The organism is Streptomyces sp. NPDC050546, assembly GCF_044457425.1.
GTDB lineage: Bacteria > Actinomycetota > Actinomycetes > Streptomycetales > Streptomycetaceae > Streptomyces.
In genome coordinates this window covers 254738-268843 of sequence record NZ_JBITGX010000001.1, presented here as the reverse complement: position 1 = coordinate 268843, position 14106 = coordinate 254738, and the positions used below count along the sequence as shown (strand labels likewise).

Genomic DNA, 14106 nt, shown 5'->3' with positions numbered 1-14106 from the left:
TCACGGCGCCATCCTCGCCGCAACGCAACGCAACGCAGCCGTGCGCCTGGCTCTCTGGGATCCGCGGGCGCGCTGCCTATCGAGCAGGGGCCCAGATGCCGGTGGCGGCCGTGCCGCGGACGTAGTCGGCGAAGTCCCGGGGCGGTCGGCCGACAGCGCGCTGGACGCCATCACCGAGTCGGGCCCTGCGACCGTCGAAGACCTCGCCCATGAGATCGGCCAGCGGCTCCGCGAGCCGCACCGGTGTCCCCTTCTCCTGGAGAGCGGCGGAGAATCGTTCCCCGCTGACAGCCTGGTACCTGACTGTGCGCCCGATGGCCTCGCCGATCTCCGCGACGGCTTCGGCGAAGGTCATCAACCGTGGACCGGTCACGTCGTATGTCTCACGGACGTGGCGGTCTTCGGTGAGAGCCGCCGCCGCGACGTCAGCGATGTCTTCGGCGTCCGTGAACGGCTCCGCCACCTCTCCCGCCGGCAGTGCCACCACACCTGCCCGCACCGCACCGGTGAGGACGTCCTCACTGAAGTTCTGGGAGATGAACCCGGTACGCACGACGGTCCACTCGGCACCCGATGCGCGCACTGCCCGCTCGCAGCGCTCCGCCTCGCTCGCACCACGGTCGGCCAGCAGCACCAGCCGCTTCACGCCGCACCGCACCGCCTGGTCGGCGAACGACCCCACCGCCTCCGCGGCCCCGGGAAACGCGGCGTCCGGGTGATATGCCACGTACACCGCCTCCACCCCCCGCAGGGCGGGCACCCAGGTAGCCGTCTCCTGCCAGTCGAATGGGGGCGACCCCTTGCGGGAGCCGACCCGAACCGGCAGCTCCCGCGCGGCCAGGCGCTCGACCACGCGCCGCCCGGTCTTGCCCGTCCCGGCCAGCACCAGCGTCTTCTTGCTGCTGTTCGTTGTCCTCATGCCCCCAGTACACGCCGCCACCGGGCAGACGCTGAATAGCTGGAAAGCTCGATTTCGTGCTTGAGCGTCTAACCTGGGGTCCCATGGACGCACTGTCCGGCCTCCTGGCCGGCCCCAGAGCCCGGGGCGCCTTCATCCTGCGTTCCGTACTGAGCCCGCCCTGGTCGGTCCGGGTGGAGGACGCGGCCCCGCTGAGCGTCGTGGCCCTCGCTCACGGCGCGGCCTGGGTCACGCCCGAGGCCGGCGCGGCCAGGTGCCTCAGCCCCGGCAGCGTCGCCCTGATGCGTGGGCCGGCCCCCTACACCTTCGCCGACACTCCCTCCACGCCCGTCCAGACGGTCGTCCGCCCGGGTCCCCATCGCACGACACCGTCGGGTGAACACCTGCGCGAGGTCGTTGACCTGGGCCCTCGCACCTGGGGCAACGACGTCCCCAGCGACGCGACCGTGATGCTGATCGGCAAGTACCGGATGACCGGCGAAGTCGGCAACAGACTCCTCCGCGCCCTGCCGCCGGTGGTGGTCCTCCCTCATGGTCCTCAGCGCCCCATCGATCCGGTCGCGTTGCTCGCCGAGGAAGTCATCCGGGAGGAACCTGGTCAGCAGGTCGTCCTGGACAGGCTGCTGGACCTGCTCCTGGTCACCTCGCTCCGAGCGTGGTTCGCGCAGGCCGAGACGGGAGCCCCGGCCTGGTACCGCGCCCTGTCCGACCCTGTCGCGGGCCGGGCGCTGCGCCACTTGCACAGCGATCCCGCATCGCCCTGGACGGTGAGCGCCCTCGCGTCGCGAGTCGGGGTCTCCCGCGCGACTCTCGCCCGCCGCTTCACAGAGCTCGTCGGCCAAGCGCCGATCGCCTACCTCGCCGACTGGCGGCTCGACATGGCCGCCGACCTGCTCCAGGAACCAGAGGCGACGATCGAGGCCGTGGCCCGACAGGTCGGCTACGCGAGCGCCTCCGCCCTCAGCACCGCGTTCAAACGAGAACGGGGGATCACCCCGCGACAGCACCGGACCCGGTTCCGCAGAGGAACTGCGACACAGGAGCCGCCGCCATGAGTGGGATGCCCCTGCAGCCGACGACCGCACCGGGCAGCGGTCAGACCCGCTCCCGCGTCCACACCCTCCGCACCCGGCTGTCGGTGCCGGCGCGGACCGTGCGGGCGTCACGGCCGACGTGCGCGTTCATCGCTGACCGCAGCCGGTGGCGGAAGGTGAACCCCGGGGCCGGACCCGCCTTCGCGGACCGCTCCCGTACGTCGGCCTTCGCGCACAGCACGTCCCACACCCGTTCCGGGCACTCCCCGCGCCGCCACAGGAAGTCGCAGTACGGGATGTGCGCGATCTCCAGGTTCAGCCAGCCGTCCTTGTGCAGTACGCCCTCCCACTCGGACAGACCGAGCTTCAGGTAGCCGCGCGGCCGGTCGGACTTGTCGACGCTGGTGATGCCGAGCACGCGGACGAAGCCGGGCGTGCGTTCCAGCACGACCACCGGCCGCTCCTTGTAGGTGTTGTCGTCGTGGGTGAGCTCGGCCGTCCACACGTCGCCGACGGCCGGCGGCCAGGACGCCACTCCGGGCGGCGCGGGACGGTCCGGCGGCCCGGTCCTCAGCCAGGGCGCCAGACGGACGGCGGCGGCCACCGCACAGCCGGCGGACAGCCCCACCAGCGACCACCACAGGACGGCGAGCAGCAGCGCCCCGGCGGTGGCGTCGTCCGGGTCGGGGACGAGGGTGCCGCCGGTGTGGTGGATCCAGTACCCGGTCACGACGGCCAGGAGCGCCTTCCACAGCGCCGTCCGCAGCAGGACCAGCGGAAAGTACCCGTGGTCCACGATCCGCATCAGCCCCAGTACGGCGGCGGTCGTCGCGTAGACCACGGTCATCCCGGCCATGGGCTGCTTGTCGACCTGGGTTTCCAGCGGTGCCATGACGGCCGCCACGACGCAGCAGAGGCCCACCGCGCGTGCCGCGACCAGCGTGCGGCTCCCCTTGAGCCGCGCGGGCGCCGCCATCCGGACCATCGGCCGGGCGACCAGTACGCACAGGAGGAGCAACGCGGCGCATATCCAGGTGTTCCTGGTATCGGTGAAGCCGACGCGGAGCACCGGGAACATCAGTACCCACATCACCCAGGAGCCGAGCCCCACCGCCAACGGCGCCCCTGCCGAGTACTCGGGCGCCAGCCGCTTCGTCCTCAGCCGCGGCTGCTGCGTCCCTCCCATCAGCGGCGTGCTCAGACACACCAGAAGTACCGCCCCCGCCAGAATCGCCTGCACGTTCCCCCCGGCTCTCGTCGCTGGGAGCAGCTTGGCCCCGCGACCGGTTGGCCCGGTGCCGTTTCGCTCTTCCGGACCCGCGCGCCGGGCGGTCTGGTAAGGCGCGTCGCAGGCGGGGATCAGTCCGAGTAGTGAGCTTTGTCCATCTGGTTCATAGTGGCGAAGGGGGCGCCGACGCGAGGATCGGGAGCCACGTGGACCTTCATACTTCGTTGCGCAGATGCCTGACCCCTGTCGCGCTGTTGGCCGCTGTGCTGCTGACAGCGAGTGCGTGCGGTGGTTCCAGCCATGACCTCGGGGCCGGCGAAGGTGCTGTCGAGGGCGACGAGTCCGGCACCATCCGGGTGGACGGCTCCAGCACGGTGGCTCCGCTCTCCACGGCCGCGGCCCAGCTGTTCCAGGGAGAGAACCCCGACGTCAGGGTGACCGTGGGCACGTCGGGTACGGGCGGCGGGTTCGAGAAGTTCTGTGCGGGCGAGACCGACATCTCCGATGCCTCGCGCCCGATCGAGAGCGACGAGAAGGCGGCCTGCGAGAAGAACGGCATTCAGTACGCGGAGCTCCAGATCGCCAACGACGGGCTGTCGATCGTGGTGAACAAGGACAACGACTTCGCGGAATGCCTGACCGTGGCGCAGTTGAAGAAGATCTGGGCGCCCGGCTCGAAGGTGAACAACTGGAACCAGGTCGACTCCAAGTTCCCGGACGAGAAACTGGAGCTCTTCGGCCCCGGCACCGACTCGGGCACCTTCGACTACTTCACCGAGGCCATCAACGGTGAGGAGGGAGCCTCCCGTACGGACTACTCGCCCAGCGAGGACGACAACGTCACCGTGCAGGGTGTGTCCGGCTCCAGCGGCGGCATGGGCTACTTCGGCCTGTCGTACTACGAGGAGAACAAGGACGAACTGAAGCTCCTCAAGGTCGACGGCGGAGACGGCTGCGTCGCTCCTACCACCAAGACCGTGCAGAACGGCAGCTACAAGCCGCTCTCCCGGCCGCTGTTCATCTACCCGAAGGCGTCCTCGCTCGACAAGTCAGAGGTCGAGGCGTTCGTCGAGTACTACGTGCAGAACAGTGCCGAGATCGCGGAGAAGGCACAGTTCGTGCCGCTGAACCAAGAGCAGCAGGCCGAGCTGAACAAGAACTGGGACAATCTGCGGGAGCAGCACGGGGCATGACCTACACGCGCGGCAGGGGCACGGCCGCTTCAGGAAGCCCCGGCTTCCTCAAGCGGTCCCAGCCGCGCTATGGAGAGCAAGCCGTCAAGGTGCTGCTCGTCGCCGCCTCACTGGTGTCGGTGCTGACGACCATCGGAATCGTCATCGCCCTCATCCCGCCCGCCACCGACTTCTTCGGCAAGGTGAGCTTCGGCGACTTCATCACCGGCACCACCTGGGCACCGCTGTTCAAGCCGCCGCACTTCGGCGTACTGCCCCTGGTCACCGGCACTCTGATGGTCACGCTGATCGCGCTGCTGGTCGCCGTGCCGCTGGGTCTGGGCGCGGCGGTGTACCTGAGCGAGTACGCCAGACCCCGGGTCCGCCTGGTCCTCAAGCCGATCCTCGAGGTACTCGCCGGCATCCCCACCGTCGTCTACGGGTTCTTCGCACTGCAGGCCGTCACCCCGCTGTTGCAGGACATCTGGCCGGCCGGCGAGGGGCCCCAGGTCTTCAACGCGCTCTCGGCGGGCTTCGTCATGGGCATCATGATCATCCCGACCATCGCGTCGCTCTCCGAGGACGCCATGAACGCCGTACCGAACGACCTGCGCGATGGCGCCTTCGCCCTCGGATCGTCCCGTATGCAGGTCTCCACCCGGGTCGTGTTCCCGGCCGCGCTGTCCGGCATCATCGCCGCGATCGTGCTGGGTGTCTCGCGCGCGATCGGCGAGACGTTGATCGTGGCCATCGCCGCGGGCGGCCGGCCCAACCTGTCCTTCGATCCGCTCGAAGGCATGCAGACGATGACCGCGTTCATCGCCGCGGCCGGCATCGGCGACCTGCCGACCGGCTCCCTCGGCTACCAGACGATCTTCGCGGTGGGCTCGCTGCTGTTCGCGATGACGCTGGTGATGAACCTGGTCAGCATTCGCCTGGTGCGCAAGTACCGGGAGGTGTACGAGTGATGGACACGCGTGTCCTCGACGAGGGACCGGAAGCCGACGTCCCGGAGGTGCGCCGGCTCAAGGGCGACGGCACTCCGTGGCGGGAGAGGTTCTTCCAGCTGAGCCTGTGGGCCTCGCTCGCCGTCGGTGTCGTCTTCCTCGGCTCCCTGCTCGTCTACGTCGTGGTGGAGGCGTGGCCGCGGCTGGACTGGCGGATCCTGACGAACTTCCCCGACATCATCGACCCGTCACAGGCCGGCGCCCAGTCGGCGATCACGGGCACCATCTGGGTCATCGCCTTCACCGCGCTGTACTGCCTGCCCGTCGGCATCCTCACCGCCATCTACCTGGAGGAATACGCCGCCCCCCAACGCTGGTGGAACCGCGCGATCGAGATCAACATCCAGAATCTGGCGGCGGTACCGTCGATCGTCTACGGCATCCTCGGGCTCGGCATCATCTCCCGCGGCCTCGGATTCGGGCAGACCGTGCTCACCGCCTCGCTCACGCTGTCGCTGCTGGTCCTGCCCACCGTGATCATCGCCGCCCGGGAGGCGATTCGCGCCGTACCGCAGTCCATCCGCGAAGCCTCCCTGGCGCTGGGCGCCACCCAGTGGCAGACCATCTGGCGCCAGGTGCTGCCCGCCGCGGTGCCCGGCATAGCGACCGGTTCGATCCTCGCCCTGTCCCGCGCCATCGGCGAGGCGGCGCCGCTCCTGCTGCTCGGCGGGCTGACGTTCATCACCTTCAACCCCAGCGGCCCGGACAGCGCCTTCACGGTGCTGCCCATCCAGATCTTCAACTGGATCAGTCAGTCCCGTGCCGAATTCGTGTCACTCGCGGCCGCCGCGATCGTGATCCTCCTGGTGATCCTGCTGGTCATGAACTCACTGGCCATCTGGCTCCGCAACCACTACTCCCACCGCTGGTGACGCGCCATGACCCCACAGCCTCCTCGCCGCCTCCACCGCCTCCGTCAGCGGATCCTTCGGCCCGCGCCGCCGTCGGTGGCCTCCCGACCCGACGCCCCCGACTCCACGAGCGGCGGTCAGGTCTCTTCCCGCGATGTCCCGCCGCTGGCCACCCCGGTCTTCGAGGTAGGCAGCCTGTCGGTGTTCTACGGCGACCTCGAGGCCGTCCGCGACGTCAACATGACCATCGTCGACCGGCAGATCACGGCGATGATCGGCCCTTCCGGCTGCGGCAAGTCCACCATGATCCGCTGCTTCAACCGGATGAACGACCTCATCCCCACGGCCCGGGTGACCGGCAAGATCCGCTACCACAACGAGAACCTGTACGGGAAGGAAGTCGATCCCATCGAGGTGCGCCGCCGCATCGGCATGGTGTTCCAGAAGCCGAACCCCTTCCCCAAGTCGATCTACGACAACATCGCGTACGGGCCGCGCGTGGGCGGTTTCAAGGGCAACCTCGACGATCTGGTCGAGGAGACCCTCACCCACGCGGCGCTGTGGGACGAGGTCAAGGACAAGCTCAAGTCCTCCGCGCTGGCGCTGTCCGGCGGCCAGCAGCAGCGGCTGTGCATCGCCCGCACCATCGCGGTCGAGCCCGAGGTGATCCTCATGGACGAACCCTGCTCGGCCCTTGACCCCATCGCCACCGCGAAGATCGAGGACCTCATGGAACACCTGGCCCAGGAGTTCACGATCGTCGTCGTCACGCACAACATGCAGCAGGCCGCCCGCGTCTCGCACCGCACCGCCTTCTTCACGGCGGAAGTCGACGACAACGGCGAACGGCACGGCCGGCTCGTCGAGTACGACGAGACCGAGCGGATCTTCTCCACCCCCTCCGACCAACGCACCGAGGACTACATCTCCGGGCGCTTCGGCTGATGCCCGCGGCCCGGGAACCCCACGCCGGCTGAGACGTCAGCGCGGATAGATCGCCGCTTCGGCTGCCGCCTTGATCCGGGCGCCGAAGCTCGCGGCGTCCTTGCGGGCAGCTGCCAGGGCCAGTCCGACGAGGAGCTTGCCGAAACCGTGGCCCTCCAGGACGTTGAAGATACGGACCCGTGTCCTGTCACCGGACAGAGGCTCCAGGTCGTAGCCGCCTTCGTCGGCCGTCACACTGTTCTTCGAGACCTCGGCCCACCGGATCCTGACCGGGGCTTCGAGGTCGGTGATGCGGAACTCCCTGGCTGTCTTCATCCCGGCGTCCTTGACCGTGCTGCGGAAGACCGTCCCCACGGCGGTCGGGGTATCGGGAACCCGCTCGATCTTGAGCACGCGGGGGCTGAACTGCGGATCGTTGCGTCCGTCGGAGAGATAGTCGAAGACCGCCTCGACTGGCCGATCGATCTCGATGGTCGCTTCGAACTGTCCTGACATGAGCACTCCTCGATCGCTTGAGCCGTAGCGTGCCCGCGACTCTCTCCGGAAGATGCCCGCCCGGCCGCCGGCGCGTGCGGTACCGCTCCGTACACACCCGAAGGGCCCAACCGCGAGCCGTCGGACGAGGCGGATGGTCACCTGCGGTTCCCGGGAACATCGGCCTGCCGCCCGGAGTCCAAGGAGTTGCCCCGCTGACATCCGTGAACCGCCGGCGATCTCGTGAGCGATGAGGGGAATGACGACATGACGGAACCGACGATCGATACCTGGGACGACGGGGAGTACACCTCCGACGAGGTGATCGAGGCCGCCGATCACCAGGGCTATCTGTCCATGGACGACTACATCCACGACCACAACGCTCTCGCCCCGGACCCCTCCCCCCGGCCCGTCGACGACGACTGACGCTCCGGCGTGTCCCGCGGCCGAGCGGCACGGGCTCATTCGAGGCGTTTGCCCGTGCGGGGGCGAACGGCCTCGCCCTACCGTCCTGGGCAGATCCGGTTCCGCCCGTGGGCACAGACAGGAGAGCCATGCGCATCGACGAGAGGGAAGCGGCGCGACTGATCGACTCCGAGCGCGGGGAACTCGTCGCGTTGGCCGCGCTCATCACCTGCGGCGGTGCCGGCGACGTACAAGACGCACTGCGGGACGGGCTGAGGGCGGCCTGCGCGGACGATGCGACGGCCGACCGGATCCGGTTGCTCGGAGCGGTCGCGTCGGCTGCCGAGCGCCGGGCCCGCCCAGCCGGCCCGGCGCGGACTCCAGAGGCGGGCACCCACCTGGCGGAACGTCCCCCGCTGATCGTGCTGCACGCCGAGACGCGTGCCGTGATCGTGCTGCGGTACCGGATCGGGCTGACGTGCCAGGAGACGGCGGCGGCGCTCAATATCCCCGAGTCCGCGGTGCGCTGCGAGCTGCTGCTCGGAGGGTCCGCGCTGCTGGGCCAGCTGACGGCTCAGGGCCAGTCCTCGTCGTCGGGCGAGGAGGGGTCGCCGCCTTCCCAACTGTCCGCCGCGGTTGCCCCGTTGTCTTCGGACGCGCCGATGTCGGAGCCGTGGAACGAGTCCTGCTGTTCGTGCGGATCCTCCGGATCGACCATGTGCTCGTGATGCGTCTGCTGTACGGCTCGGTGAGCGGACGGGCCGGAGGCCGTCGACCCGCCCGGCGCCCGGCCGGCGTCCTCGTGGCTCCGGTGTGCCTCGGTGTACCCGCCCTGACCGCCGTGGTGCTCCAGCCCCCAGAGCGCCACGGTGGTGAACGGAGCCCCAAGATCGAACCGTGGTTCGATCCATCGGCCCGCGCCGCGCGATGCGGGGGTCGCCACCGGGTCGCTGCCGGGCGGCCGGCTGTGGGCGGCGGGCCGGTCGGGGCCGGGGGACAGCTCCCCGCCGGGCCCGAACAGACCGAGCCAGGCGCGGAAGGGGCGTCCGTCCACGACCGGCGTCAGCGGCTGAAAGCGGTCCGGGGGCAGGCCGTCGTAGCCGTGTCGTACCAGATCCCGGTAGAGCTCCTCGCCGACCGTGAAGCTCACCTCCGCCCACGGCGCCGCGCGGAAGGCCTCCTTCAGCGCGCCCGCCTCGACCAGCCGGCACGCCTCGACGACGCCGTTTCCCGCGAAGCCCAGCGCCGAGCGGTGCACGATGCCGACCGCGGCCGCGGTCCGTACCCGCAGCCGCTCAGGTTCCGTACGGCCCAGGTTGTCGCGGCGCAGCGCCAGTGCCAGGACCCGCAGAAGTTCCGGCACCGCCGTGGTCTCCACGACCCCGGGCGGCAGGATCAGCAACTCGCCGTCGCCCTGGTCCTGCCGGTCACAGATGTCCCGGTCGATCCCGGCCGCCGCGCACGCCTCCCGCAAGGCACCCAGCAGCCGCTCCTGGGCGGCGGCCTGCCGGGGCACCGTGCGCGCCCCGGAGTCCGCGGTGTCCACCACGAACGCCAGCCTCCTGACGCCTCCCGGCCATGCCGTCCCCGCGTTCATCCGGCCTCCCCCGCCAGACGGGCCAACCCGTCCCCGTCCAGGATCACGATGCTGCGGTACCCGGTGCTGATGGCCCCGGCGCCGCGCAGAGCGGCCAGCGCGCGCTGCACCTGGGCCCGGGAGGCCCCGACCAGGGCGGCGATCTCCTGCTGGGTGAGCGGCGCGGTGATCACTGTGCCGCCCGCCTCCTCGCTGCCGTACGAGCCGGACAGCGAACGCAGCAGCCCGGCCGTCCGCATCTCCACCGGGTCCGTCGCCCGCAACCGGAAACGCGTCGCCTCGCGCAGCTTGGAGCTCATGTACTGGTGCAGCACCAGTCCGGCCTCCGGTACCCGGCGGAGCCAGCCGTGCAGATCGCTCTGGGCCACCAGCAGGGCGGTCACCGGCGACACGGCCAGAACCGACGCGGTACGCGGACGGCCGTCCAGTGCCCCCAGCTCTCCCACCATGTCGCCCGGGCCCCGCAGCGCGAGCAGCGTCGGCTGCGGGCGGCCCCTGGCGGCCACGACCTTGACCCAGCCCGCCCACAGCAGCAGCGCGTGCCGCGACCGTTCCCCCTCGGTGAGCAGGACGGCGCCCGGACGGTACGTCACCCGGCGTCCGACGCCCCGCAGTTCCGCCACGGCGGCGGCGGGCAGCCGGGGCAGCAGGGCACCCGCGCCTCGCCGGCCGGCGGGCCACTCGGGCTGACTCATGTCCCCAAGTTGAGCCCCAGGGACGGGAGTCGTGCAAGCCCATGAGCACAACTGGCGCTTCCGGCGGACGACGGCACGCACCACGAGGAACACGACGATCACGAGCGGGCGGGAACAAAAGGCGTCAGGCCCGGATCCATAGGACCGGTGGGCGGCCACTGGGCCGGCTGACACGGGTGGGGGTGCGGCGGTGGAGGAACCGGTGCTGTGCGTGGACATGGGTGCGACCGTCACTCGGGCCGCTCTCCTCATGGGCACCCGGGTACGGACGCTCCGCGACCCCGTCGGCGGCACGGCGGACTGGCCCACCGCGGTGTTCGCCGACGGGACCGGCCTCCTCGTCGGGGAGGCCGCCGTACGACGGGGCCGCGAGCGGCCGGAAGCGCTCCGCGGGGAGCTGCCCGGGGACCTCGGCCGCCGGGCCAGGATCCGGGCGGGGGAGCGGTCCTGGCTGCCGGACGAACTGGTGGGGGCGCTCCTGCGGGTCCTGCGGGACCAGGCGGAAGTGACCGCGGACCGGCCTGTGACCACGGCTCTGCTGACCCTCCCGGCGGGCATCGGCGCGGTCGATCCGCGTCGCGCGGGGATGCTCTCCGCCGCCCGGCGGGCCGGGCTCACGACGGTCGAGTTCCTGGCCGAACCGGTTGCCGCGGTCCTCGCCCTCGGGCACGGGGGACGGTTGCGGGACGGCGACCTGATCCTCGTCCACGACCTGGGCGGCTCGACCTTCACGGCGGCGCTCGTCCGTATGCGCGGCCCAGGGCGGGCCGATCACGACGTGCTCGGTCATCTCACGCTGGACGGCTGCGGGGTGCGGGACATCGAGGGCGCGGTCTCCGCCACGCTCCGCACGGACGGCGCCCCGGGCCCGGCGGCGGCGGACGCCGCCCGCTTCGCCGAGATCGCGGCACCCTTCCTCGACCGGGCCGTGGCGTGCTGCGAGGAGGTCATGGCCACCGCACGCGTGGAACCGGGGCGGGTCACCGCAGTGGTCCCGGTGGGCGGCGGCGGGGACAACCCGGTGGTGCTGGCCCATCTCACCCACCGGCTGGGTGTCCCGGCGCGGTCCGTCGAGCGCCCCTCGCACGCGGTCGTGCGGGGAGCGTGCGTCCGGGCCGTGTACAGTGCGCGCCGCACCGCCCGTCCTCGCCGCCCCGCCGCGGGAGCGGTGCCGCTCACCTGGGATCTGCCCGGCGGCCGCGGCGTTCTCGTCGAGCGGCGGATCGAGGCGGGGACGGCGTTCGCGGAAGGCGATCTGCTGGCCCGGGTCCGGGTGCCGGACGGCTCCCTGCACCAACTGGTGGCGGATGCCGGCGGCCGGATCACCACCTGGCACGCGGCCGTGGACGACGAGGTGTTCACCGGAGACTGGCTGGTCACCGTGAGCGCGGACCGGCCGGCGGCCGGGGCCGGCGGACTGCCCGCTCCGCCGGGACGGGCCGTCTGGCGGACACACGCGCAGGCCGTGACCGCCGTCGCCTTCAGCCCGGACGGCCGATTCCTCGGCACGGGCGGCGCGGACTGCTCGGTGAGCGTCTGGGACCTGGGCACCGGCGGCGAGCGCGCGTCCGCGGAACTCGACGACGACGTCACCGCCGTCACCTTCTCGCCCACGAAGCCGTTGGCCGCCGCGAGAGACCTGGCCGGCGGACTGGTGGTGCTCGACCACGAGAAGGAGACGCCCGTGTTCGAGGAGGAGTCACTCAGCGAGGGCGGCGACCTCGTCTTCACCGATGACGGCGGACTGCTGGTCGCGGTGGAGCCGGACGACATCGACTTCGACGCGATGTGGTTCACCGAGACCTGGGAGGAGGCCGAGCCGGAGACGTTCGACGGCTTGCCGGACGGAATACCCCCCGTGCTGGCGTTGATGGACGACGAGATCGCCGCACTGAGCAGTCCCTCCTTCTGGTTGAAGTTCGAGGCGTTCGACGACCAGGACGACTTCACCAAACTGGCGGACGCGTACGACGACCTCTTCGGCGAGCACGCCCGGCTCACCGTCTTCGCCACGCCGGCCGCCCTGTTCGTCGCCGGCCACCGCCGGGACAGTGTCCTGAAGGTTCCGGCGCGGGGCGTCACCTTCTTCACCTGCTCGTCCGCCGCGGGCCTGCTCGCCACCTGTGCCCCGGCGGAGGGCGTGACGCTGTGGAGCCTCGAGGACGGCCAGCTCCTGCGCGCCCTCCCCGTGGAGGACGACGCGCTCTGCCTCGCCTTCGCTCCCGACGGCAGCCGGCTGGCCGCCGGCCTCACGGACGGCACGACCGTCATCTGGACGCTGACCCGGACCGCTGCCCCACCCGTCGCCGACAGCGTCTTCCGCAGCGACGAGCGGCAGGAGACAGCCTCATGAGCGGTACCACCACGGAATCCGTGCTCGCCATCGACTTCGGCACCACCAGCACCTGCGCCGCGCTCGCCAGGGGCGGGACCGTGCACCGGCTGCGCGAGCCCGTCGGCGACGGATGGTGCTGGCCGTCCGCCGTGCTGTTCGACGGCACCATGCCGTACGTCGGTACCGCGGCCGAGCGGCGCCGCCGGCTCGCTCCGGCCGCGTACCGCGACGAGATCAAGCGCACCCTGGGCCGGGGCACACCCGTAGACCTGGCGGGGCGCGGACACCGGCCCGGACTCCTCGTCTCACTCATCCTCCAGGCGGTACGGGCCGAGGCCGAACGAGTGGGCGGCGGGCCCGTCAGCCGTACCGTGCTCACCGTTCCCGCCGCGTACGGCCCGGCCGATCCGCGGCGCGACGAACTGCTCGGCGCCGCCCGGTCGGCCGGGCTGCCCGCTGTCGAGCTGTGTCCCGAACCGGTCGCCGCGGCCCTCGCCCCACTCGCCGGCGGCCCCCTGCCACCGGGAACCACCGTCCTGGTGCACGACTTCGGGGGAGGCACCTTCGACACGGCGCTCGTGCGGCTGGCCGCCGGAGAGGGCGAGGACGGCGACGACGGGGAACACACGGTCCTCGCGCACGGAGGTGTGGAACGCGGGGGACGGGACGTCGACGGCATCGTCCTCGCCGAACTGCGGGCGCAGGGCGGCCCGGAGCTGGACGGACTCCTCCCGCCGCCCGAGGGCGAGCCGACCGTCCGCGCGCTGCGTCACCGCATCGAACTGCTCGATCTCGCACGGCAGCTCAAGCACCGGCTCGCGGCCGAGAGCGCCCCGTCCGATGTGTTCACGCCGGCCGAGCGCACCTTCACCCTCCACCGGGACCGCGTCCTGGAGCTCGCCCGGCCGCTGTACGAACTCACCACCGGGTGCTGTGCACGGCTGCTGGCCGAGACCGCTCTCCTGGACTCCTCCGGCCGGCCGCCGAAGCCCGACGCCGTGGTCGTCGTGGGGGGATCGAGCCGGCTGCCCGGGCTGACGGCCCATGTGGAGGAAGAGCTCGGACTGCCCCTGTACCGGGCCGAGGATCCGCGCACCGCCGTCGCGGAAGGTGCCGCCGCCTGGGGGAGGGCCAGGACGGCGCGCACCGTCCTGGCGACCGGCCCGGTTCCGGGACGCACCCCGCTGTGCTGGCCGCTGCCCCCGGGCACCTCGACCCTCGTCGACTGGTACGTGGCGCCCGGCGCCCGGTTCCAAGCGGGCGCCGTCCTCGGCCGGGTGCGTGCCGAGGACGGTTCGGTCCTCCATCTGTCGGCTCCGTCGGCGGGACGGGTACGCGCCCACCACGCCCGCCCCGGCGACCGTGTGCGGGACGGGGAGTGGCTGTTGACCGTGGTCCGCGGCGACGACGGCTGAGCAGGCGAGCGGGCAACGCAACGGCC

13 protein-coding genes and 1 pseudogene are annotated in these 14106 nt (G+C 71.4%); 9 read left to right on the top strand and 5 right to left on the bottom strand.

Annotated features, from left to right (window positions below):
• Positions 1 to 76: 76 nt before the first annotated feature.
• Positions 77 to 919, bottom strand: a complete 843-nt coding sequence (locus ACIBK5_RS01240) for an NAD(P)H-binding protein (protein ID WP_399014912.1) — start codon at positions 917 to 919, stop codon at positions 77 to 79.
• Positions 920 to 1002: 83 nt separating this feature from the next.
• On the opposite strand from ACIBK5_RS01240, the gene ACIBK5_RS01235 reads away from it, so the two are divergent.
• On the top strand, positions 1003 to 1974 hold the full coding sequence (locus ACIBK5_RS01235) for a cupin domain-containing protein (protein ID WP_399014909.1): 972 nt from the start codon (positions 1003 to 1005) through the stop codon (positions 1972 to 1974).
• Between the two features lie 40 nt (positions 1975 to 2014).
• On the opposite strand, the gene ACIBK5_RS01230 is transcribed toward ACIBK5_RS01235, so the two are convergent.
• Entirely contained in the window at positions 2015 to 3139 is a 1125-nt protein-coding gene (locus ACIBK5_RS01230; RefSeq protein ID WP_399014907.1) for a hypothetical protein, read from the bottom strand.
• A 305-nt stretch (positions 3140 to 3444) separates the two neighbouring features.
• Here ACIBK5_RS01230 and ACIBK5_RS01225 point away from each other — a divergent pair, with 305 nt between their 5' ends.
• The 4 genes from ACIBK5_RS01225 to pstB are packed head-to-tail and all read left to right on the top strand — an operon-like array spanning position 3445 to position 7156.
• Positions 3445 to 4374, top strand: a complete 930-nt coding sequence (locus ACIBK5_RS01225) for a PstS family phosphate ABC transporter substrate-binding protein (RefSeq protein ID WP_399016170.1) — start codon at positions 3445 to 3447, stop codon at positions 4372 to 4374.
• Positions 4371 to 5321 (top strand): phosphate ABC transporter permease subunit PstC, encoded by a 951-nt coding sequence (gene pstC, locus ACIBK5_RS01220; RefSeq protein ID WP_399014905.1) that lies wholly within the window; start codon positions 4371 to 4373, stop codon positions 5319 to 5321. Before ACIBK5_RS01225 ends, pstC begins: the two co-directional genes overlap by 4 nt.
• Complete coding sequence (gene pstA / locus ACIBK5_RS01215; RefSeq protein ID WP_399014903.1) at positions 5321 to 6232, top strand: phosphate ABC transporter permease PstA; 912 nt, start codon at positions 5321 to 5323, stop codon at positions 6230 to 6232. The genes pstC and pstA overlap by 1 nt, the downstream gene beginning before the upstream one ends.
• Positions 6233 to 6238: 6 nt before the next feature.
• Positions 6239 to 7156 (top strand): phosphate ABC transporter ATP-binding protein PstB, encoded by a 918-nt coding sequence (pstB, locus tag ACIBK5_RS01210; protein ID WP_399014901.1) that lies wholly within the window; start codon positions 6239 to 6241, stop codon positions 7154 to 7156.
• A 36-nt stretch (positions 7157 to 7192) separates the two neighbouring features.
• Here pstB and ACIBK5_RS01205 read toward each other — a convergent pair whose 3' ends face one another.
• The gene (locus tag ACIBK5_RS01205) at positions 7193 to 7651 is read right to left on the bottom strand and encodes an SRPBCC family protein (RefSeq protein WP_399014899.1); all 459 of its coding nucleotides are present in this window, start codon (positions 7649 to 7651) and stop codon (positions 7193 to 7195) included.
• Positions 7652 to 7897: 246 nt separating this feature from the next.
• Between ACIBK5_RS01205 and ACIBK5_RS01200 the strand changes: the two genes are divergently transcribed.
• Both ACIBK5_RS01200 and ACIBK5_RS01195 read left to right on the top strand, forming a co-directional pair.
• Entirely contained in the window at positions 7898 to 8059 is a 162-nt protein-coding gene (locus ACIBK5_RS01200; protein ID WP_399014897.1) for a hypothetical protein, read from the top strand.
• A 128-nt stretch (positions 8060 to 8187) separates the two neighbouring features.
• Positions 8188 to 8553 (top strand): annotated as a pseudogene (locus ACIBK5_RS01195) (hypothetical protein); the annotation flags it as partial.
• 59 nt (positions 8554 to 8612) lie between these two features.
• Here ACIBK5_RS01195 and ACIBK5_RS01190 read toward each other — a convergent pair.
• Together ACIBK5_RS01190 and ACIBK5_RS01185 are read right to left on the bottom strand one after the other, a co-directional pair.
• Entirely contained in the window at positions 8613 to 9587 is a 975-nt protein-coding gene (locus ACIBK5_RS01190) for a hypothetical protein (RefSeq protein WP_399014895.1), read from the bottom strand.
• 44 nt (positions 9588 to 9631) lie between these two features.
• Positions 9632 to 10330, bottom strand: a complete 699-nt coding sequence (locus ACIBK5_RS01185; RefSeq protein ID WP_399014893.1) for a Crp/Fnr family transcriptional regulator — start codon at positions 10328 to 10330, stop codon at positions 9632 to 9634.
• A gap of 190 nt (positions 10331 to 10520) precedes the next feature.
• On the opposite strand from ACIBK5_RS01185, the gene ACIBK5_RS01180 reads away from it, so the two are divergent.
• Together ACIBK5_RS01180 and ACIBK5_RS01175 are read left to right on the top strand one after the other, a co-directional pair.
• Positions 10521 to 12683 (top strand): Hsp70 family protein, encoded by a 2163-nt coding sequence (locus ACIBK5_RS01180; protein ID WP_399014891.1) that lies wholly within the window; start codon positions 10521 to 10523, stop codon positions 12681 to 12683.
• Positions 12680 to 14080 carry an Hsp70 family protein gene (locus ACIBK5_RS01175; protein ID WP_399014889.1) on the top strand — a complete coding sequence of 467 codons (1401 nt, stop codon included), beginning with the start codon at positions 12680 to 12682 and terminating at the stop codon, positions 14078 to 14080. The genes ACIBK5_RS01180 and ACIBK5_RS01175 overlap by 4 nt, the downstream gene beginning before the upstream one ends.
• Positions 14081 to 14106 lie beyond the last annotated feature (26 nt).

Bases quoted from the DNA above. Each gene is read 5' to 3' on its own strand.
- ACIBK5_RS01240 (WP_399014912.1), bottom strand. From the start codon at position 919: ATGAGGACAACGAACAGCAGCAAGAAGACGCTGGTGCTGGCCGGGACG.
- ACIBK5_RS01235 (WP_399014909.1), top strand. From the start codon at position 1,003: ATGGACGCACTGTCCGGCCTCCTGGCCGGCCCCAGAGCCCGGGGCGCC.
- ACIBK5_RS01230 (WP_399014907.1), bottom strand. From the start codon at position 3,139: ATGGGAGGGACGCAGCAGCCGCGGCTGAGGACGAAGCGGCTGGCGCCC.
- pstC (WP_399014905.1), top strand. From the start codon at position 4,371: ATGACCTACACGCGCGGCAGGGGCACGGCCGCTTCAGGAAGCCCCGGC.
- pstA (WP_399014903.1), top strand. From the start codon at position 5,321: ATGGACACGCGTGTCCTCGACGAGGGACCGGAAGCCGACGTCCCGGAG.
- pstB (WP_399014901.1), top strand. From the start codon at position 6,239: ATGACCCCACAGCCTCCTCGCCGCCTCCACCGCCTCCGTCAGCGGATC.
- ACIBK5_RS01205 (WP_399014899.1), bottom strand. From the start codon at position 7,651: ATGTCAGGACAGTTCGAAGCGACCATCGAGATCGATCGGCCAGTCGAG.
- ACIBK5_RS01200 (WP_399014897.1), top strand. From the start codon at position 7,898: ATGACGGAACCGACGATCGATACCTGGGACGACGGGGAGTACACCTCC.
- ACIBK5_RS01185 (WP_399014893.1), bottom strand. From the start codon at position 10,330: ATGAGTCAGCCCGAGTGGCCCGCCGGCCGGCGAGGCGCGGGTGCCCTG.
- ACIBK5_RS01175 (WP_399014889.1), top strand. From the start codon at position 12,680: ATGAGCGGTACCACCACGGAATCCGTGCTCGCCATCGACTTCGGCACC.